Source organism: Ahrensia marina (genome assembly GCF_001293565.1).
Taxonomy (GTDB): Bacteria; Pseudomonadota; Alphaproteobacteria; order Rhizobiales; family Rhizobiaceae; genus Ahrensia; species Ahrensia marina.
This window is the reverse complement of the sequence record NZ_JXMU01000002.1, coordinates 15,000-35,201: the sequence shown is the minus strand read 5'-3', so window position 1 is coordinate 35,201 and position 20,202 is coordinate 15,000. Positions and strand designations below refer to the sequence as shown.

The window sequence follows — 20,202 nt, the reverse complement described above, 5'->3', positions numbered from 1 at the left end:
AATTTCTAGAAAGTGGTGCCCGAGGGCGGATTTGAACCACCGACACGCGGATTTTCAATCCGCTGCTCTACCCCTGAGCTACTCGGGCAACGCAGCCTGTCGGCTGGTGAGGTGGGCGGGTTATAGCACTAAATTTTGCTCTGTCCAGCCGCAACATTTAAGAAAATACAGTCTTTCGTCATGAATGCCGAAAGTTTTGCAATTTGTTGACCTTGGCACCCTAACATAGCCAAAATCTTTGCGGGAAAAGCCATGGCTAAAGCTGACGAAAAACTATGGAACTGGGGAATCATCGGCACAGGCTCCATCGCGCGGAAGTTTGCCGATGACCTTTCTCAAGTCGCATCCGCACGAAAAGCAGCTGTCTTTTCCCGCACAATGGAAAATGCCGATCACTTCGCATCACAACATGATGTCGCGCAGAGCTTTGACGATCTTAATGCGTTTTTGACGCAAGCCGATCTGGATATTGTATATATCGCAACGCCGCATGTCGCTCATTTGGAACAGGCACTCGCTGCAATCAATGCCGGTAAAAACGTGCTCATTGAAAAGCCAATCAGTATGAAGTCAGAGGACGTGCGCACAATAAAAGCTGCTGCCGCAGCCAAAGGCGTTCTGGTCATGGAGGCCTTATGGTCACGCTTTTTGCCCGCCATTCAGTTTGCCAAAACGACCATACAAAAAGGTGGCATCGGCAAAATCACGCGCGTTGAGGCCAGCCTCTTTTTCAACCGCGAGTATGATCCTTCCGACCGGTTGTTTGATCCGGCGTTAGGTGGCGGTGTTCTGCATGATTTGGGTGTCTATCCCATCTCGCTGGCGCGATATCTCGTTGGCCCATTGGAATTGGTATCAAGCAGTTGGCAGGCCGCACCGAACGGCGTCAACCGATCTGCGACACTGCATTTGAAATCCGGTGACGTGCCCGTCACGATCACAACAGGGTTCGGCCCTGAACAAAACAATACATTTGATATTTACGGTGAGGCTGGCGCGCTTAGGATCGACAGGCATTTCCTGCGCGCGCATTCTGCAACCATCTGGCGCGGGCCACAGAGCCAATTGCCGTCTGCAAGCGGCAGTCTGATAAACCGTCTTGGCAACAAATTTGCCTTACAGGGCGGCAGACGGCAAAGCTTTGAACGCAAAAGCCATGGCCTTAATTTTCAGGCCGCGGCCTTTCAGGCGGTGCTTGGGCAAAAACTCACGCAGCATCCTGTAATGCCGCTTGGCGAAAGTGCGGAGGTTTTGCAAATTATCGAACAGGTTTTATCCAGCCCCGCGTCTGACTAATTAGTTCGCTGTTTCAGATTCGCCGAATTCTTTGGCAATACCCATGAAGCGGCGCATGAATTTTTCCATATAGCCAAGGCCGCGTTCGAATTCTTCATCGCTGGGAAGGCCGTCCTTGTTTGCCATCGGCGCACCACCGGCAAATTTTTCCTCAAGCGCGGCGATGCGATCTTCTAATGCTGCAATATCTTCATTAAAAGCCGCACGTTCATCGGCTGCCATTTTACAAATGATCTGGTCGTTCTTTGTCTGGCAGACTGACATAGCGCCGGACTGCGTATCCATGCGCACATAGCCGTTTTCGGTTTTTTCCATCACATAGCGCCCATTCTCCGCAATTGCGCTTGTTGCCGTCAAAGCTGCAAACAAGGCTGCAGAGATTGTTACCTGTTTTAGCGCAATCATGATGTTTCCCCTTGAAACTGAACTGTTGATCTTTGTTTGTACCCATACAAGACGACAGAAATTAGACAATAATACATGATTGCAGCCCTGCCCTCTTTCAACCATTGAAAAATGCTCATAAGAGAAGCCTATGACACAAAAACTGATCTATAAAATTGCAACGCGCGACCAGTGGGAAAAAGCCGAGAAAAGCGGTTTTTTTGAAGGCGCTCCAATCGATCTCACCGACGGATATATTCATTTTTCAACGGCAGTGACTGTGCGCGAAACGGCTGCTAAACATTTTGCCGGACAGGATTCGCTTTTACTGATTGCGGTTGACGAAGCCGCTTTGGGTGACAAGCTTAAATATGAAGTTTCACGCGGCGGTGCGCTCTTTCCTCACCTTTACGACAGACTTGATCTGAAAGCTGTCATTTGGGCCACTGAACTGCCGCTTGACGAAGCGCAAAACCATATATTCCCCGAAACTTTCGAGTAATAGAGCGTTTAATGTTACATCATTTCTGGAAGATGATTGGACGGCCGGCCACCTTTTTGATGGATGCGGAAACAGCGCATGGTGTCTCAATAAACGGCCTTAAGACCGGCGGCATCAAGGGCGGCAAATGCCACAACGATCCACGCCTTTCCCAATCTATTGCCGGACTTGAATTTCCAAACCCTGTTGGCGTTGCCGCCGGATTGGACAAGAACGCTGAAGTACCGGATGCGCTGCTCAATCTCGGCTTCGGGTTTACAGAGGTTGGAACGGTCACACCGCTTGCACAGGAAGGCAATCCAAAGCCCCGTATTTTCCGTGTTGTTGACGATGAAGCGGTTATCAACCGCTTGGGTTTTAACAATCAAGGCCATGAAGCCGCCTTCCAAAGGCTCAAATCCCGCGCACAAAACGGCCTTGTCGGCGTGAATATTGGTGCCAACAAAGAGAGTGCCGACTTCACGAAAGACTACGCACTTGGCATAGAGAAATTCTATGCGGTGGCAAGCTATTTTACCGCCAATATATCCTCGCCCAATACGCCGGGCTTGCGCGACCTGCAGGCACGCGATCAGTTGGCCGAATTATTAAGCCGCATTCTGGAAGTGCACGCCGCCAAAGCCGATGAGCATGGTCGCTATGTGCCGGTATTTTTGAAAATCGCGCCGGATGTTTCCGAGGCGGAGCTGGATGATATCGTTGAAGAGGTATTGGATAAAAAGCTGGACGGCATCATCGTCTCCAATACAACGCTGGACCGCACAGCTTTGCGAAAGCCGAATAAAGAAACCGGTGGCTTGTCAGGAAAACCGCTCCATGAGCGCTCGACAATTATGCTTGCCAAAACCCGCCAGCGGGCGGGAAAAGATTTACCGATTATTGGCGTTGGCGGGGTCCACAATGCCGACAGTGCTGCTGCTAAATTTGAGGCTGGCGCCGATCTTATACAGCTTTACACCGGCATGATTTATGAAGGCCCGACCATTGCCAATATGATTAATCGTGGTTTGAGCCGAAAACTCGACGGATTGGGGCTTACGCATATTCGTCAATTGCGTGACCGCAAGCTGCAGGAATGGGCTGCGCGCAGCCTCGGCTAAAGCTCAAATTTCTGAAGCCCGTTTGGGAAGCACAAACAATAAGCTTACCCCGCGCAGGAACAACCAGGCGTTCAGGGCAACCCAGATGCCGTGATTGCCGAAGATTGACGGCAATGTATACCCAAGCACCACAAAGACAAGCAGCGAAAGCAGCATCATATTACGCATATCGACCGACCATGTTGCGCCGATAAATACACCATCCATTTGAAAAGCCAGCACGCCTGCCACCGGCGTTAACGCGGCCCACGGCAGATAGGTTTTGGCGGCTTCACGCACGCCCTCAGCGGTCGTCATCATATCAATCATCTGATCGCCGAATGCCAGCAGCAAGGCCGCTGCAAGAAAAGAAAGCGCAAAGCCGAATCCGCAGGATTTCCGGATTGCCTGCCATAAAGCAGCGCGCGAGCCGACACCAATCGCCCTGCCAGCCAATTGTTCAGACGCAGCCGCCAACCCATCCAGAAAATAGGAAGATACAAAAAAGAAGTTCAGCAAAATGGCATTTGCCGCAAGCGTAACTGTGCCCATATTGGCACCCAGGCGTGTAAACAATGTCAGCGCAATGAGGAGCGCGAAAGACCGGATCATAATATCGCGATTGACGCTGACCATTTTAAGCAATGACGCCCGATCAAGCACTTCTGCCCAAGCCGGCTTTTGTGTCTGATCAAACCCGCGCCATAGCCATATGAATGAGGCAATTGCAACGGCTGCCTCTGCCAGCACAGTGCCCCACGCGACACCGACAATATTCCAACCCAAAACAAGACCAAGCACAACCGATAGAATTATGTTGAGGCCATTAACCAGCGTTTGAACGCCAAGGCTTGCCATTGGCCTATCCTGCCCGAGCAGCATGCCCAATATTGCATAATTTATTAGACTGAATGGCGCTCCCAAAAAACGAATTACCATATAGGTCGTCGCAGCCTCACGTACGCCGCTTTCAGGATTGATCCAGTAAAGGCCCAACTCACGAATAATCGGGGATAGCGGCAAGATGAGGATACCGATCACTGTCGCGGTAATTATCGAGCGCCAAAACCACGCCTGCTGCTCACGCTGATTGCCTCTGCCCAATGCTTGCGCGACAAAACCTGTCGTTCCGGTTCGCAGGAAGTTAAATGTTGCAAAAACGATATCAAAGATAACCACCCCGACAGCCAAACCACCGATCAGTGCCGCCTGACCAAACTGGCCGACAATAGCGGTATCCACCAGACCAAGGAGCGGCACGGTTAGAAACGCAATCGTCATCGGTACCGCAATGCCAAGCACCATGCGATTTGTAATTTCAAGCTTTGGCGCTGCCATATTCATTTATTGCCGACTCACAATTGGGATGGTTATGAGGATTAAACGATCAGCAGATAATGACCAGCAGTCATTGCAATTTTACACGCAAAAGCTATCTGCTTAGCATGGTATTACCGATTGTTCATTCTCCGGCCTATGACGCTCAATTTCCTTCAGGGCACCGTTTCCCGATGAGTAAATACAGGCTCTTAGCCGACGTGATTGTTGGCGATGGGTTAGCGACCAGAGACAGTTTTCATGTCCCCTCGCCCGCACCAGCGAATTGGGTCAAGCTGGCGCACAATGCCGACTATGTCGATCAGGTCTATGCCTTTGACGTACCGCAGAAAATTCAAAAGCTCGTTGGTTTTGAAATGACTGAAAAAGCTATTATCCGTACGCAATGCGCCACGACGGGAACAGTAATGGCTGCGCGCCTTGCTCTTGAAACGGGCATTGCCTGCAATACGGCGGGAGGGAGCCACCACGCAAATTCATTGCACGGTGCAGGCTTTTGCACATTTAACGATGTCGCCGTTGCCACACGCCTGCTTATATCATCAGGGGAAATCTCGAACGCACTTGTGTTTGACACCGACGTGCATCAAGGCGATGGCACGGCGGAAATTTTCCAGAACGATGACCGCGTTTTCACTGTCTCCCTGCATGCTGACAATAATTATCCGCATCCCAAGCAAGTTTCTGATCTTGATGTGCCTTTGCCCGATGGCATGGAAGATCATGCCTATTTGAAAACAATAACGCTGACACTCGAAAGCTTACGCGACCAAATTCATCCCGACATCGTGTTTTTCAATGCCGGTGTCGACGTTCACAAGGATGACCGTTTAGGTCGTCTTGCGCTCACGGATTACGGTATCGAGCAGCGCGAACGTCTTGTGATCTCACATTTCAGATCACGCGGCATTCCTGTTTGCGGCGTTATTGGCGGCGGATATTCAAAAGACATTGAAGCCCTGTCAAAGCGTCATGCCATCCTGCATCGCGTTGCTGCAGAATTTGCTTATTGATTTAAATTACTCGGAGAGAATCATAGCCCAATAGGGCCGGTTTCCGGAATTTGCGTTGCGCGCGACAGCCATGCCAAAGCGGTTATAGCTTCCAAGAAGGTTACGCCGGTGCTGGCTCGATTTTTGCCAGGCGCGAATAACCTGCGCAACCGTATCGTGGCCAAGCGCAACATTTTCTGCAGATGGAGAAACGATTCCTGCATCCTCCAGGCGTTGATCAAAGTTGGCGTGCGTCAGCGAACCCAGCCGCGCCATTTCTTCAGCATGTTGTAAAGCCGCGCTTTCGGCGCGCGGGTCGATTACCAGCGGCTCTCTATTGTTCCCGCTGCGATAACGATTGATCAACGCCATCGCTTGACCGGTTACAATCGCGCTTGACTGTCTGGGGTTTGCCAAAGCTGCCATTGTGGTCAGGCCAACAAATGGTAAGCTTAATAAAAATGTGCGACGGCCAATCACACTCAACCCCTGCGGTAGTTTAGTACGCGCAGGATTATAAAGGCTGGGACAACAATACTTGCGCCTAGGATCAACCAGTCGCCAAAGCGTCCTAGTGCGGCAAAGCCACTTTCCCAAAGGCGAACGAAGAAATCACGGATACCGTAAAGCACATCGAACGGCGCAATGTTAAATACGCTCATGACCATGCCAACCAGCACCGAGATCACCAATAATTTGATAATCGTGCGTCCGACGGTATCACCTAAAAATCTATTTGCTTGCATTATCCAGCCTTCTCTATCCTTGATAAATAAGGGTCAACATTCGGCAATGCAAGTTTTGATACTGTGTTAGTTGAGCATCATTTCCAGTGTCGGCAACCAGTCAGCTTCACTTGCGGGTTTGTCCCAGCGCAGTTTTGAAATGCGTGGAAACCGCATAGCTACACCTGATTTGTGACGTGAAGATTTATTCAAACCCTCAAATGCGATTTCCAAAACCAGCCCGTGTTGCGGTTCCGCACGTACCGAGCGAACAGGACCAAAGCGGTCAATGGTGTTATCGCGCACATATTTATCGATTTGCTTGAGCTCTTCATCGGTAAAGCCAAAATAAGCCTTTCCCACCGGTACAAGCTGAGGATTATCCTGCTCACCGGACCACACACCAAATGTATAATCTGAATAATAACTGGAGCGTTTGCCGTGGCCGCGTTGCGCATACATCAAAACGGCGTCAATCAGCATTGGATCGCGTTTCCATTTAAACCACGGCCCCTTTGGCCTGCCGGGCACATAAACAGAATCCTTTCGCTTGAGCATCACGCCTTCAATGACAGGATCTGGCGGATTTAAGCGCAATTCAGCAATTTCGTTCCATTGCGAAAATTCAATCTGTTTCGATAGATCAAACCGCTCCGTTGGAAGATGTTGAAGAAAAAGCTCAAGTCGTTTGCGTCTTTCGACAAGCGGCAACCCTCTTAAATCTTCCTGCCCGTCCTGCAGCAGATCATAAGCACGGATAAAAACCGGAAATTCTTTTTGTTTTTTTGCTGATATGGTTTTGCGGTTCAGGCGCTGCTGTAAATCGGAAAACGTACCTGTTCCCACTTTCCCGTTACGCATATGGCCGACCAATAATTCACCGTCAATCGAGCCGTCAAAGTCCACCGCGGCAACCAAATCAGGAAATGAGTGAGATATGTCGTCACCTGTACGCGAATATATGCGCGTAACACCTCTTTGCGAGGTTAGCTGTACACGAATACCATCCCATTTCCATTCGGCGATGTAATCAGATGGTGTGTACTTTGCCAGTTCTTCTTCATCTGTGGGCGTTGCCAGCATCACCGGTCTAAACGGTGAGGGAGCTAGATTTTCGGGCTTGTCTGCTTTTCCATCAAGCCAGTCAAACAAATCAAGATATGGCGCTTTTAACCCATGCCACAGCTCTTCAATCTCGGTAACATCTTTGCCGCCATAATCACCCAAAGCCTGCTTCATGAGCCGTGAAGATACACCAACGCGCATACCGCCCGTAATCAGCTTGATTAAAGCATACCGGCCTTGATCATCCAGTTGATCCAACCATTTCTCGATCAGTTTCGGCCCGTCGGATCGTGAAGCAGATCTCAGTTCCTCAACAACCGGTGACAATTTCAAGTCCGGCATTTGCTCCGCGCCGTGCACGGGCCAAATCAAAGCAATAGTTTCAGCCAAATCACCAACAAAGTCATAAGAGTACTGAAACAATACCGAATCGACCCGCTGTTCCATCAATGTGCGAACCATTGCCGGCTTCACATTCATGATATCCAAATCTCGGGTAATGGCGGCAACAGCATAGCCGCGATCCGGATCAGGTGTTGTCCGGCAATAATCAACAAGAAGGCGAAGTTTGGCGTTACGCGACGGTGTCAAAATCAGGCGGTCAAGAAGTTCAGCGAAAGCTTTCATCACTCTGCCTCATCTTCATAGCCGACCATATTGAGCGGCTTTGCCTTGATTTGATTAAGCTCGCACCAGCGTACCAATGCTTCTTCGCGGCCATGTGTTACCCAAACTTCCTTGGCATTCGTGTCTTTAATTGTTTGCGTAAGCTCATCCCAATCAGCATGATCTGACAAGATAAGCGGCAATTCCACGCCGCGCTGCTTGGTGCGGGCTCGAACCCGCATCCAGCCTGATGCAAAGCATGACACAGGATCAGGAAAGCGTCTTGCCCATTTATCGGCAAATGCTGACGGCGGACCAATAATAATTTTACCGGCGAATTTTGCCTTATCGCCGCCGTCAACGGTTGCAGGCTCAAGTCGACCAAGATCGATGTTTTGGCTTTCATAATAGCTGCAAAGTTGCTGCATCGCCCCATGAATATAAATCGGCTCGTGATATCCGGCTTGGCGAATAAGTGCGATAACGCGCTGTGCTTTTCCCAATGCATAAGCGCCTACCAGATGCGCCCGCTCCGGAAACTGCTCCAAGCTCTTCAGCAGTTTTGCGATTTCATCACGGTCATCAGGATGGTGGAATACCGGAAGGCCAAATGTGGCCTCAGTAATAAATACATCGCATTGAACGACTTCAAAAGGAGCGCAGGTCGGGTCTTGTCTGCGCTTATAATCACCGGACGCGACTATTTTCATGTCATCTTTTTCAACGGAAATTTGCGCCGATCCCAGCACATGACCTGCCGGGTGCCATGAAACCTTAACTCCGTTGATGTCCATAACCTCACCGAAAACGGCGCTACTGCGCTGTCCGGCAAAATCCTGCCCGTAGCGAATAGCCATGATATTGAGTGTTTCCGGTGTGGCTATAACCTTTTTATTGCCGGAACGCGCGTGATCGGCATGGCCATGCGTGACCAACGCCAGATCAACCGGACGCACGGGATCAATGTAAAACCCTGCCGGTGGGCAATATAACCCTTTGGGTGTCGGGCGCAGTAGCTCTTCTGGTTCCATCCAATCAATTTAGATCGAAAGGTGAACATTTCAACTTGGCGTTTATAGATAATCACCCTATCTCTGGTGCATGAATCTTTTTGAACATAGTCAAACACATGAAAGCGCAGCCTTCGATCTGCCGCCGCAATTTATTGATTGGTTCTCAAAGAAAGGCTGGCAGCCACGCGCCCACCAGCTTCAATTACTTGCCAATGCGGAAAGCGGGTATTCGACACTGCTGATCGCGCCGACAGGTGCCGGTAAAACGCTTGCTGGATTTTTGCCCGCCCTTACCGATTTAGCGCGGCGCGAGCCCCATAAGCCCGGGCAAATCAAACCGGGCGTACACACTCTTTATATTTCACCGCTCAAAGCGCTGGCGGTTGATATCGAACGGAACTTGACAACACCGGTTAATGAAATGGACCTGCCGGTGCGCCTTGAAACCCGTACAGGCGACACGCCGGCCTCCAAACGCCAGAGACAAAAGCTCAACCCGCCGGATATTTTACTGACGACACCTGAGCAGCTCTCGCTTTTGATCAGTCATAAAGATGCCAGCCGGTTCTTCGGTGATTTACGGTATGTGATATTTGATGAACTGCATTCACTGGTTACATCCAAACGCGGACACCTTTTGTCATTGGCATTGGCACGGCTTTGGCAACTGGTACCCAACCTGCAAACAATAGGGCTTTCAGCGACTGTGGCCGACCCGAATGATTTGCGAAAATGGCTTGTACCGCAGAACCGTGAAACCACGCCTCTCAGCGAACTTGTCACCGTTGATGGCGGGGCAAAGCCGGACATTTCAATTTTAAAAACCGAGCAACGCATCCCGTGGTCCGGCCACTCGGCGCGTTATGCCATGCAAGGTGTTCTGGATGCGATTAAAGCGCACCAAACCACACTCATATTTGTCAATACCCGAAGTCAGGCAGAGCTTATTTTTCGCGAACTCTGGACCATTAACGAGGACAGTCTGCCGATAGCGCTGCATCACGGCTCTCTTGATGTCAGTCAAAGACGGAAAGTCGAGCAAGCGATGGCTGCCAATAGTTTGCGCGCGGTTGTTGCAACATCCACGCTTGATCTTGGTATTGACTGGGGCGATGTCGACCTTGTTGTCCATATCGGCTCGCCCAAAGGGGCAAGCCGTCTTGCGCAACGCATTGGCCGCGCCAACCACCGTATGGATGAAGCATCACGCGCAATACTCGTTCCAGCCAACCGCTTTGAAGTGATGGAATGTCAGGCAGCGCTCGACGCCAATTATATCGGCGCGCAGGACACACCGCCCGTCGGTGACGGCACACTCGACGTCCTATGCCAGCACATATTAGGCGTTGCCTGTTCGGGGCCATTTTTTCCTGATCTGCTCTATCAGGAAATCATTTCCGCAGAGCCTTATGCGCGCCTTAAGCGTGAACAATTTGACCAGTGTTTACAATTTGTCGCCAATGGCGGTTATGCTTTGCGCAGCTATGACCGATATGCACGGATTCGCGAGACCGCCGACGGATCCTGGCGCATTGCACATCCATCCGTTGCGCAGCAATACCGCCTTAATGCCGGCACCATTTTAGAAGCGCCGATGCTGAATATTCGTATGACACGCAATCGCGGTAAGTCTGGCCATGCTGACAGTAAAGCAATGCGCGGCGGCCCAACGCTTGGCAAGATCGAAGAGCTTTTCCTGGAAATGCTGACACAGGGTGATACGTTTTTATTTGCAGGCAAAGTCTTGCGGTTTGAAGGCATTCGCGAAAACGAATGTTTTGTCTCCAAAGCATATTCCAATGATGCCAAAATTCCAGCCTATGCCGGTGGTAAATTTCCAACGACCACATATCTCTCCGAACAGGTCAGAAAGATGATCGATAATCCGGATAGCTGGGAAAATCTGCCCAATCAGGTATCACAATGGCTTGGCTACCAAAAGCTGTTTTCAGTTCTACCCAAACCGGGCGAAATGCTGGTCGAAACATTTCCGCGCGGTGAGCGGTTCTACATGGTTGCCTACCCTTTTGAAGGGCGGCTGGCGCATCAGACATTGTGCATGTTGCTCACGCGCCGCATGGAGCGCGCAGGAGCGCAGCCGATCGGTTTTGTTGCTTCAGATTATGCAATTGCAATCTGGGGGCTTAAAGATTTTGGTTCGATGATTGCTTCAGGCAAAATGCCATTGAGTGAATTGTTCAGCGAAGACATGCTTGGCGATGATCTGGAAGAATGGCTGGATGAAAGCTTTATTTTCAAACGCACCTTCCGCCATTGTGCCGTGATTGCCGGCCTCATAGACAAGCGGCATCCGGGCAAGGAGAAAACCGGAAGACAGGTCACCGTCTCTGCCGATCTGATCTATGATGTATTGCGCAGTCACGATCCCAATCACATTTTAATGCAGGCAACACGCCATGATGCACGTGCGGGCTTTCTGGATGTTGCGCGTGTCGGCTCTTTATTGTCGCGGATTAAGGGACGAATCGTGCATAAGAATCTGGAGCGAATTTCTCCCTTGGCCGTTCCGGTGATGCTGGAAATCGGCAAGGAATCAATCGCGTCCGATGAAACCAACGATGCCTTAATGGAAGAACTTTCAATAAACAGCGATGACATTGTGCGCGAGGCAATGGGCGTCAATTTTTAGGAAAATTTGTGCGAAACGGCCTTAAAACACTACAAGATATGCAAGCTGGAAAATCGCTCGAAATCGAATTTGGCGGCGATGAACTATTATTGGATCCGGCCGGTGTTCTTATCATCAAAAGCATCAATGCGCTTGTCGTATCTGATCTTCATCTTGAAAAAGGCTCTTCGTTTGCCCGAAGAGGCCAGTTTTTACCGCCTTATGATACAGTAGCCACCCTTACGCGGCTGGCGACATTGATCCACAAATATAATCCATCAATGATCGTCAGCCTTGGCGACAGCTTTCATGATGATGAAGCCAGTCACCGCCTTGGTGATGAAACGATAGAAGCGCTTCAGGCCATGACGCTTGACCGTGAAATGATTTGGATTACCGGTAATCACGACCCTTCTCCGCCCGACCATTTGCCCGGGCAATGCTTTGAAGAAATAGAAATTGACAAAATTGTCCTTCGCCATATTCCAGACGCTCAATATAAAAATCACGAAATTTCAGGGCATTTTCACCCTTGCGCAAAAGTTCAGGTGCGTGGCAAGAATGTCAGGCGCCCCTGTTTTGCATGTGATGGGACGCGCATGATTATGCCGTCATTTGGTGTTTTAACCGGCGGCCTTAATATTTCAGACCGTGCATTTAACGGTTTGTTTCATCGCAATAATCTGCGCGCATACATGCAAGGCAAGGATAGAGTTTTTCCCATAGCATCGGGAAATATCAGCGGCTTTGGTCAATGAAGAATCATCCGCCTTTTAGTCTTATATTTGATAAGAAAAAGGCAGCACCGCTAGGCACTGCCTCTTTTAGACTTTTTAAAAGTTATTTCTTTTCAGCGATTTCAAGTAGCTTGGCGACCAGTTCCTGCGTCACTTCGCCGTTTGCCTTCAGGCCATTGGCTTCTTGGAAAGCGCGAATTGCTTCTTTGGTTTTACCGCCCATTACGCCGTCAACCGGACCGGCATCATAGCCGCTTTTGTTCAAAATAGCCTGGATATTGCTGACGGCTTTCTTCATTTCGGCCGGTGATAGTTCCGGTGCTGTCGCCGCCGTTTTCGCAGCATCGGTTCGCCAAGCATCAGGAATATCAACAAAGTTGGCCTCTTCGACCATCTCTTTTTTCTTCCATAACTCAACCGCGCCGCGTGCCATTTCCAATTGCTCCGGGCGCAAGGCTTCAGCGACTTCATCCCTTTTGCTCGCTGCGTCCTTGTCACCAGTCTTGGCGGCAATTGCGAACCATTTGTAGGATTCAGCAAGGTTCTGCTCAATGCCATTACCCTGCGCGGATAGGATGCCGAGATTGAACTGGCTGTCCTTAACGCCAAGCTCGGCAGCTTTTTGGAACCAGCGTGTTGCCGAGGCAAAGTCCGGCGTGCCATCGGGCCCATTTGCCAGCAATACTGCAAGGTTATGCATCGCTGCTGCATTTCCTTGTGATGCGGCCATTTGATACCAAGTCTTTGCTTTCGTCAGATCACGCGTTCCGCCAAAACCTTTCTCATAAAAATTACCAGTGCGGTACTGAGCCGGCGCATAACCGAGTTCGGCAGATTTTTCATACCATTCCAAGGCTTGGCCCAAATCATTACCTGATTGTCCTGCAACGCCTCCGAAATAATAGTCACCTATCAAATACAGTGCCTTCGCATCGCCGCTTACCGCAGCTTCACGCAAAGCGATCGGCCCGACCTCTTCAGGGATATCTTCCAGCGCCACGTCGTTTTCAGCAAGCTCTTGGTCGGTAACTTCGAGTTCGGGAGCCTCTTCAGCAGCAACATCAATTTGATCGTCTTGGCCTTCTTCACTCAAAATTTCTGCATCGACACCCGCTTGCTCAGATACATCACGAACTTGAGGTGCTTCGAGATCGGCAATCTCTTCTTCCTGAACGCCGGTATCGGCAACTGTGATATCATCAATCACAGGTTCTTCTGATTGCTGGACTTCTACACTTTGCACTTCAATCGGATCGCTCGGCGCGATAAAGCCTTTGATTAAAGGCAGTGCCAACAACGCTAACAAAATTGCGCCAGCGCCCATCAAAATAGGTTTACGGCGTGAGGCAAGCATAGAACCGAGCGATGACTTGCTGTCCGCTCCTTTTCCTGCATCGGAACGGCTGGCAACTGTTGCATCTGCAGCAGCAGCCCGTGCGGCACGACGCGCAGCAGCAATGAAGTCAGACTTCCCATTGTCAGCATCATCGGCGGTAACGGGAGAAGCGCCAACTGTACCTGCGCGTTCCTCACGCACACGGCGCATAATGGCGCTCAAATCGGCATTACCGGCCCCCGGTTCAATCGGCTCATCCGAAACCGGCACACCGTTCTCAGCAGATAGTTCTGCGCCCAGTTCAGGATCGACCAATGTGTCGTGCTCAACTGCCGGCGCGGCTGTTTTTGCACCACGGCGCAGTTTTTGAGCCATACCTTTTAACAGGGATTTGTTTTTTTCCGGTTGCTCGACTTGCGGTTTTTCATCAGCAGGAGAAACCTCAGCGACATTACCCTCATTAACCGCTGCCATTGCAGCGGCGGCTGCGGCTGCGGCTGCCTGTTTTGCCTGTCTTCTTGGATGCGAACCTGCTTGTGGTCCACCCTCATCAACAAATTCATTGTTGCGGTGGCCGAATGCTATGTCCTGTTCGTCTTCATCATCGGGCTGCAGTGGCGGCGCATCCTGTACCTCGACACGTTGTGAGCGCATTTTATCTGCTGACGAGAAGTTCACTTTGTCTTCCAAACCAGACAAATGATCGACAACTTTCAAAAGAGTATCGTGAATTGCTTCAAAGGTACGTGTGTTACGGTCATCGCTATCACGCGCCAATGATTCCAGCATCTTCAAATCATCGGTCAAATGATGAAGCGTTTCATTACCTGCGCCGCCTTCGCCAGCCCGGGCAACGGCTTCCTCGGCGGCCAAACGCGCGGTTGACAGCAAGCTCTCTTCATCAAAAGCCGATGCGCCTGTGTTGAGACTTTTTGTGAGCTCGGCAATTTGCGCTTCCAAATTTGCAATATTGTGGGATGGTTGGGAACCACCACCAGAAGCGAGCATCTCTGCAATTTCTTCCAGACGACCAGCCATATGATCCAGCGACGGGACATTGGTCGCACTGCGCTCATTGGCTTCAATACGATTGGCCAATTCAGCCATACGTCCGTCCAGCGAGGAGATAAGAGAGCGTGATGCTTCTTCTTGCTGGTTTGCCGTGTGATTTACTTGTTCGACAATATAAGCAAGGCGGTCATCAAGTTCCTTGACCGCGCTGGCATCAAAATTATTAGTACCGCTTCCCGAACCTATTTGCTGCGAAAGCGAAGCTATTTGCGCTTCAAGCGCTTCAATCGCGCCAACCGGAAATGAATTGCGTGCTTCCTCCTGCAACGAGTCGAGCCTACTGGCCAATTCTGCAAATTGAGCATCAAAAGCATGTGAGCTTTCCGCACCTTCTGATTCCTCGATTATTTTTGCGACCCGCGCAATGCGTGCTTCAATGCGCTCCAAAGCGCTGGAATCCATTGCCGGATTAGCTGGCTGCGATGTCGGGATTGCTGCGATTGCACGGCTGAGTTCATCCAATCTGGATTCAAGGCCGTCGACAGACGATGAATGGCCACCATTTTCAGCCATACGCTCTGTTGCGACCGCCAGCATCCGAACCTGCTCTTCCATCGCAAGGAGGTCGTTGCTTTGCGGAAGTGTATTGAGCGCGTTTTGAACATGTTCAAGGCGCGCTGCCATTTGCATAAGATCGTCGCGCGAGCCCAAAGCCTGAGGCAGGTTCGCTATTTCACGTTCAACAACTGTCCAACGCTCAAGTAATTCTTCCAAAGTGTCCTGCCGCGCAAGACGTGCAACATCTTCTTTTAACAAGGCAATATCGGACCGCAACTGGCTAGCCGCTGTCGCGTTGCTATCGCCATTGCCCGCATTGGAAACAGACTTTTGCAGACCGTGCAGATCATCGCGCAATGTCTGAAACCCTGCAGAAAAGTTCCCGCTCATTTCGCGTTCCATTTCAATGCGGATATTTTCAAGTTCGGAGCGCAACTGATCCGCTGTGATCATTGGTTCACGCGACATCGCCTGATTGGACTGATTTTTTGCAGGTGCATATTGGGTCGACGAAGCAAGCGCGGCCTGCCGGGCCCGTATTTTGGCAAGATCGTTAAGATCGCCCGATTCAGACCTAGCGCTTGATCTGTGATGACCTGTCTGCTGTTTGGCAGCATTCAACCGTCCCTCAAGGCTACTGAGAGCTTGGTTAAGGCGATTAAGCGTATTGTTGGTATCGTCTTGCCGGTTGACCATAATTTTTCCGCTTCCCTCAAAGGCAGCCACAACAGGCGCCTTCTTGTTTACTTCTTGGCAATTGCGGAAATGATTCCGCATGAACCGGTTTGTGTCCACAGAATATGCAGGCAATCACCGACTCACAGTGCCGCGCGTTAACTTTTTAACGAACGTGGTAAACAACGCGTTAACTGTTGGAATTTTTTCATGAATCATGCCGGTTTTTCGAAGCGGAAACGCTGATTTGGCGCAAAATGTAACAAACCGTAATATTACGTAACTTTCAATTTACCTAACAATCACTAGAGGGGGGAGTTTACTTGTTCTAGGTGCTGCAAAAACCTAGAAGACCATCCCAACCACATGTGAAGGCAAATATTCTTATTTGGCCTTGAATAATAATATGCACGCAAGTGCGAAATGGAGCATTTATGAACGGCCATGAACGGTTCGAAAATAACAATGCGGAAGAAACATTCCGTATTGGTCAACTTGCTGAGGAGTTTGACGTCACATTACGAACACTGCGCTTCTACGAAGACAAAGAACTATTGGCACCCCGCCGCATCGGTAACACTAGAATTTATTCACGTTCCGACCGCGCACGACTGAGAATAATTCTCTTAGGTAAACGACTCGGGTTTTCACTCGCAGATGTTGCTGAAATTCTGGCTCTCTATGATCCTGAATCCGGCAATGTCCGCCAGCTAAAAGTATCTTTGGAAAAAGGCGAAGAGCAACTCACCAAGTTAAAAAACGAACGCGAGCGCTTGGACGCATCTATTGACGAATTGCAAAAGACGATTGTTTCGTTTCGCAACATGTTGGCAGAAGCTGAAAGCAAATAAGCGCAGGCAAAACAATGTGGTTGTGGCCATAAATTTTCTGCCAACAGTGTTCGCAGATCACAATTTATACACCGACCACCATTACACTAGAAACGCAGCATAGCAATGTGCTGCGTTTTTTTATCAACTCTTTCAGTTTGCCCAAAAGCTCGTCATTATCTTTTTACGCATCACTTTTATGTACAATGATCTACACACCTCAATTTTGACGTTTACGCAAACGTCAAAATTTGCTATTAGGCGTCGAAATTAGAATTCAGACATTGAATTTTAGGCACTAGCCCATTGTTGGAGGAAACATGCCGAGCTACAGCGCACCTATTGATGATACCCTGTTTATCTTAAATGACGTTCTTAAATATGAACGTTTTAACAATCTGCCCGGCTTTGCCGACGCATCCCCCGACATTGTGGAAGCTGTTTTGCGCGAAGCGGGCCGCGTCGCCGAGGAAGTGTTCTTTCCGCTTAACCAAGTCGGCGACCAAGAAGGTTGCGTTCGCCATGATGATGGTAGCGTAACAACGCCAAAGGGCTTCAAAGAAGGCTTTGAAAAATACAAAGAAGGCGGATGGATGGGGCTCGGTTTTGACCCTGAATATGGCGGCCAGGGCCTTCCATATGTACTCCACACGGCTGTGAGCGAATATTTGTCATCAGCGAATATGGCATTTGCGATGTATCCCGGTCTTACTCAAGGCGCGATGGCGGCTATTCATGTGCATGGCACGGACGAGCAAAAGCAAACCTATCTGCCAAACATGGTTGAAGGGATTTGGACCGGCACAATGAACCTGACCGAACCGCATTGCGGCACGGATCTTGGCCTGCTTCGCACGAAAGCTGTTCCACAAGGTGACGGTACTTATAAAATCACAGGTCAGAAGATTTTTATCTCGGCCGGTGAGCATGATATGAGCGACAACATCATCCACCTGGTTCTTGCCCGTATTGAAGGCGCACCGGAGGGCGTTAAAGGTATCTCGCTTTTCATCGTTCCCAAATTTGCAGTCAATGACGACGGTTCTGTTGGTGATGCCAATGGTGTTTCATGTGGTTCCATTGAAGAAAAAATGGGTATCCACGGCAACTCCACCTGTGTGATGAATTATGATGATGCTGTTGGCACACTTGTTGGCGAAGAAAACAAGGGCCTGAAGGCCATGTTTATCATGATGAATGAAGCGCGTTTGGGCGTTGGGCTTCAAGGCTTGGCCATTTCCGAAGTTGCTTACCAGAACGCTGTTACCTACGCTAAAGAGCGTATTCAGGGACGCTCACTGTCCGGTGCAAAACACGAAGATAAAAAAGCCGACCCGATTATTGTTCACCCGGATGTGCGCCGTAACCTGATGACAATCCGCTCGTTTAACGAGGCAGGACGCGCATTTATCCTCTGGGCAGCACTGAAATCAGATATAGCGCACCGCTCCGAAGACAAAGACGATGCAGCACTTAATGAAGAAATGATGGGGTTGCTGACACCTGTTATCAAAGGTGTTCTGACAGACAAAGGCTTCGACCACGCTGTCATGGCGCAGCAAATGTATGGCGGCCACGGCTACATTGAAGAATGGGGCATGAGCCAATATGTGCGTGATGCCCGTATCGCCATGATCTATGAAGGTGCCAACGGCATTCAGGCACTTGATTTGGTGGGCCGTAAACTTGGTATGAATGGCGGACGCGCTGTTCAGGCGTTCTTTAAAGAAGTTGGTGATTTCTGCCAGGATAACCGCGAGAATGAAGAACTGACATTCTTTACCAAGCACCTCAAAAAAGGTCTGAATGATTTGCAGGCAGCCACAATGTGGTTTGTACAAAATGCAATGGCAAAGCCTGAAAATGCAGGTGCCGGCTCTCACGATTACATGCACTTGTTTGGCTTGGTTGCGCTTGGTTACATGTGGGCACTGCAGACAAAAGCGGCGCAGGAAAAGCTTGCAGAAGGTGCAGGCGACAAGCAATATTTCGACAATAAGATTGCGACATCGCGCTTCTTCTTTGAGCGGGTAATGCCGGAAACATCGGCTCACCTCGCGCGTATATCGACCGGCGCTGACAGCATGATGGCGATACCGGAAGACGCATTTTAAGCACGACTAATTCAGGCGGGATATACTCCCGCCTTTACAGTTTTCGATCACAAGCCCTGCGGGAAGCAGGCAAACGGGAGAAATCATATGGCTGATGCCTTTATTTATGACGCCGTGCGCACACCACGCGGTCGCGGAAAAAAAGACGGCTCATTGCACGAAGTGCCAACACCGCGCCTTGGCGCAAAGGTTCTTGAGGCGCTCAGAGACCGCAATGAACTCGATACATCTAAAGTCGATGACGTGATCTTTGGCTGTGTTGATCCGGTATATGAGGCGGGCGGTGATATAGCCCGTGCATCTGTCTTTGAAGCCGGTTACGCAACAGAAGCACCGGGCATGCAGATCAACCGCTTTTGTGCATCCGGCCTTGATGCCGTAAACTTTGGCGCTGCTAAAATTGCGCAAGGCGCCGACGACATCGTTATTGCCGGCGGCGTAGAAAGCATGTCACGTGTTGGCATGGGCGCATCAGGCGGCGCATGGTATATGGACCCGTCGGTCAACATGCCTGCCTATTTCATGCCGCAAGGTGTATCAGCAGATTTAATTGCGACAAAATACGGCTTTAGCCGCGATGATGTGGATTCCTATGCGGTGGAAAGCCAAAAGCGTTCTGCGGAGAGCTGGGAAAAAGGCCATTTCAAGAACTCTGTTATTCCGGTTAAAGACCAGAACGGCCTGACCATTTTGGCAACGGACGAACATATGCGCCCGGGCACAGACATGCAGTCACTCGGCCAGCTTAACCCCAGCTTTGTGATGCCCGGTGAAATGGGCGGTTTTGAAGCTGTCGGTATTGCGGGCCACCCCGAAGTGGAGCGTATCAATTATGTCCACCATGCGGGCAACTCGTCAGGCATTGTTGACGGCGCTGCAGGCGTACTTCTTGGTTCGAAAAAAGCTGCCAAAATGATCGGCAAAGCACCGCGCGCGAAAATCAAGGCTTTCGCCAATATCGGTTCTGATCCGACATTGATGCTTACAGGTCCGGTTGATGTGACCGAAAAGCTTTTGAAAAAAGCCAAGATGACCATCGATGATATTGATTTGTTTGAGCTTAACGAAGCGTTTGCCGCGGTTGTTCTTCGCTACATGCAGGCGTTTGAAATCGACCACAGCAAAATCAATGTTGCAGGCGGTGCGATTGCCATGGGCCACCCGCTTGGCGCAACAGGTGCGATGATTCTCGGTACAGTTCTGGACGAGATGGAACGCCGCGACAAAAACACAGCGCTCGTAACTTTGTGTATCGGTGCCGGCATGGGCACTGCAACAATAATTGAACGCGTTTAAGGGCTGGGAGAGATAT

General features: G+C 50.2%; 16 protein-coding genes and 1 tRNA gene. 9 read left to right on the top strand and 8 right to left on the bottom strand.

What is annotated here, in order from left to right:
- Positions 1-13: 13 nt before the first annotated feature.
- Positions 14-88, bottom strand: a tRNA-Phe gene (locus SU32_RS01685).
- A 164-nt stretch (positions 89-252) separates the two neighbouring features.
- On the opposite strand from SU32_RS01685, the gene SU32_RS01680 reads away from it, so the two are divergent.
- The gene (locus tag SU32_RS01680) at positions 253-1,296 is read left to right on the top strand and encodes a Gfo/Idh/MocA family protein (protein WP_053997598.1); all 1,044 of its coding nucleotides are present in this window, start codon (positions 253-255) and stop codon (positions 1,294-1,296) included.
- Here the strand turns inward: SU32_RS01680 and SU32_RS01675 are convergent, their stop codons facing one another.
- Positions 1,297-1,701 carry a hypothetical protein gene (locus SU32_RS01675; RefSeq protein WP_053997597.1) on the bottom strand — a complete coding sequence of 135 codons (405 nt, stop codon included), beginning with the start codon at positions 1,699-1,701 and terminating at the stop codon, positions 1,297-1,299.
- Between the two features lie 130 nt (positions 1,702-1,831).
- On the opposite strand from SU32_RS01675, the gene SU32_RS01670 reads away from it, so the two are divergent.
- On the top strand, positions 1,832-2,182 hold the full coding sequence (locus tag SU32_RS01670; protein WP_053997596.1) for a DUF952 domain-containing protein: 351 nt from the start codon (positions 1,832-1,834) through the stop codon (positions 2,180-2,182).
- A gap of 11 nt (positions 2,183-2,193) precedes the next feature.
- Entirely contained in the window at positions 2,194-3,282 is a 1,089-nt protein-coding gene (locus SU32_RS01665) for a quinone-dependent dihydroorotate dehydrogenase (RefSeq protein WP_053997595.1), read from the top strand.
- A gap of 3 nt (positions 3,283-3,285) precedes the next feature.
- Here SU32_RS01665 and SU32_RS01660 read toward each other — a convergent pair whose 3' ends face one another.
- The gene (locus tag SU32_RS01660) at positions 3,286-4,605 is read right to left on the bottom strand and encodes an MATE family efflux transporter (protein WP_053997594.1); all 1,320 of its coding nucleotides are present in this window, start codon (positions 4,603-4,605) and stop codon (positions 3,286-3,288) included.
- Positions 4,606-4,658: 53 nt separating this feature from the next.
- Here SU32_RS01660 and SU32_RS01655 point away from each other — a divergent pair, with 53 nt between their 5' ends.
- Positions 4,659-5,612 (top strand): histone deacetylase family protein, encoded by a 954-nt coding sequence (locus SU32_RS01655; protein WP_144421001.1) that lies wholly within the window; start codon positions 4,659-4,661, stop codon positions 5,610-5,612.
- Positions 5,613-5,618: 6 nt separating this feature from the next.
- Here the strand turns inward: SU32_RS01655 and SU32_RS01650 are convergent, their stop codons facing one another.
- The 4 genes from SU32_RS01650 to SU32_RS01635 form a co-directional block, all read right to left on the bottom strand.
- Positions 5,619-6,071 (bottom strand): CAP domain-containing protein, encoded by a 453-nt coding sequence (locus SU32_RS01650; RefSeq protein ID WP_053997593.1) that lies wholly within the window; start codon positions 6,069-6,071, stop codon positions 5,619-5,621.
- Between the two features lie 2 nt (positions 6,072-6,073).
- Positions 6,074-6,337, bottom strand: coding sequence for a DUF6460 domain-containing protein (locus SU32_RS01645; RefSeq protein ID WP_053997592.1), 264 nt, complete (start codon positions 6,335-6,337; stop codon positions 6,074-6,076).
- 66 nt (positions 6,338-6,403) lie between these two features.
- The gene (locus SU32_RS01640; protein WP_053997591.1) at positions 6,404-8,008 is read right to left on the bottom strand and encodes a cisplatin damage response ATP-dependent DNA ligase; all 1,605 of its coding nucleotides are present in this window, start codon (positions 8,006-8,008) and stop codon (positions 6,404-6,406) included.
- The gene (locus SU32_RS01635; RefSeq protein WP_053997590.1) at positions 8,008-9,018 is read right to left on the bottom strand and encodes a ligase-associated DNA damage response exonuclease; all 1,011 of its coding nucleotides are present in this window, start codon (positions 9,016-9,018) and stop codon (positions 8,008-8,010) included. The genes SU32_RS01640 and SU32_RS01635 overlap by 1 nt, the downstream gene beginning before the upstream one ends.
- Before the next feature lie 70 nt (positions 9,019-9,088).
- On the opposite strand from SU32_RS01635, the gene SU32_RS01630 reads away from it, so the two are divergent.
- A complete protein-coding gene (locus SU32_RS01630) occupies positions 9,089-11,650 on the top strand; it encodes a ligase-associated DNA damage response DEXH box helicase (protein WP_053997589.1) in 2,562 nt (853 codons plus the stop codon).
- Positions 11,651-11,658: 8 nt separating this feature from the next.
- Complete coding sequence (pdeM, locus tag SU32_RS01625; RefSeq protein WP_082376325.1) at positions 11,659-12,387, top strand: ligase-associated DNA damage response endonuclease PdeM; 729 nt, start codon at positions 11,659-11,661, stop codon at positions 12,385-12,387.
- 82 nt (positions 12,388-12,469) lie between these two features.
- On the opposite strand, the gene SU32_RS01620 is transcribed toward pdeM, so the two are convergent.
- Complete coding sequence (locus SU32_RS01620; RefSeq protein WP_160316279.1) at positions 12,470-15,997, bottom strand: SEL1-like repeat protein; 3,528 nt, start codon at positions 15,995-15,997, stop codon at positions 12,470-12,472.
- Between the two features lie 383 nt (positions 15,998-16,380).
- On the opposite strand from SU32_RS01620, the gene SU32_RS01615 reads away from it, so the two are divergent.
- From SU32_RS01615 to SU32_RS01605, 3 genes are all read left to right on the top strand, one after another.
- Entirely contained in the window at positions 16,381-16,797 is a 417-nt protein-coding gene (locus SU32_RS01615) for a MerR family transcriptional regulator (protein ID WP_053997586.1), read from the top strand.
- A 299-nt stretch (positions 16,798-17,096) separates the two neighbouring features.
- Positions 17,097-18,890, top strand: coding sequence for an acyl-CoA dehydrogenase C-terminal domain-containing protein (locus tag SU32_RS01610; protein WP_053997585.1), 1,794 nt, complete (start codon positions 17,097-17,099; stop codon positions 18,888-18,890).
- Between the two features lie 87 nt (positions 18,891-18,977).
- Positions 18,978-20,186: an acetyl-CoA C-acetyltransferase gene (locus SU32_RS01605; RefSeq protein ID WP_053997584.1), complete on the top strand. Its 1,209-nt coding sequence runs from the start codon at positions 18,978-18,980 to the stop codon at positions 20,184-20,186.
- Positions 20,187-20,202: the final 16 nt, after the last annotated feature.

Excerpts from the sequence above, each read along its gene's own strand:
- SU32_RS01610 (WP_053997585.1), top strand. The coding sequence starts at position 17,097 with ATGCCGAGCTACAGCGCACCTATTGATGATACCCTGTTTATCTTAAAT.
- SU32_RS01675 (WP_053997597.1), bottom strand. The coding sequence starts at position 1,701 with ATGATTGCGCTAAAACAGGTAACAATCTCTGCAGCCTTGTTTGCAGCT.
- SU32_RS01665 (WP_053997595.1), top strand. The coding sequence starts at position 2,194 with ATGTTACATCATTTCTGGAAGATGATTGGACGGCCGGCCACCTTTTTG.
- SU32_RS01635 (WP_053997590.1), bottom strand. The coding sequence starts at position 9,018 with ATGGAACCAGAAGAGCTACTGCGCCCGACACCCAAAGGGTTATATTGC.
- SU32_RS01605 (WP_053997584.1), top strand. The coding sequence starts at position 18,978 with ATGGCTGATGCCTTTATTTATGACGCCGTGCGCACACCACGCGGTCGC.
- SU32_RS01645 (WP_053997592.1), bottom strand. The coding sequence starts at position 6,337 with ATGCAAGCAAATAGATTTTTAGGTGATACCGTCGGACGCACGATTATC.
- SU32_RS01670 (WP_053997596.1), top strand. The coding sequence starts at position 1,832 with ATGACACAAAAACTGATCTATAAAATTGCAACGCGCGACCAGTGGGAA.
- SU32_RS01640 (WP_053997591.1), bottom strand. The coding sequence starts at position 8,008 with ATGAAAGCTTTCGCTGAACTTCTTGACCGCCTGATTTTGACACCGTCG.
- SU32_RS01615 (WP_053997586.1), top strand. The coding sequence starts at position 16,381 with ATGAACGGCCATGAACGGTTCGAAAATAACAATGCGGAAGAAACATTC.
- SU32_RS01680 (WP_053997598.1), top strand. The coding sequence starts at position 253 with ATGGCTAAAGCTGACGAAAAACTATGGAACTGGGGAATCATCGGCACA.
- SU32_RS01655 (WP_144421001.1), top strand. The coding sequence starts at position 4,659 with ATGACCAGCAGTCATTGCAATTTTACACGCAAAAGCTATCTGCTTAGC.
- SU32_RS01630 (WP_053997589.1), top strand. The coding sequence starts at position 9,089 with ATGAATCTTTTTGAACATAGTCAAACACATGAAAGCGCAGCCTTCGAT.
- SU32_RS01660 (WP_053997594.1), bottom strand. The coding sequence starts at position 4,605 with ATGAATATGGCAGCGCCAAAGCTTGAAATTACAAATCGCATGGTGCTT.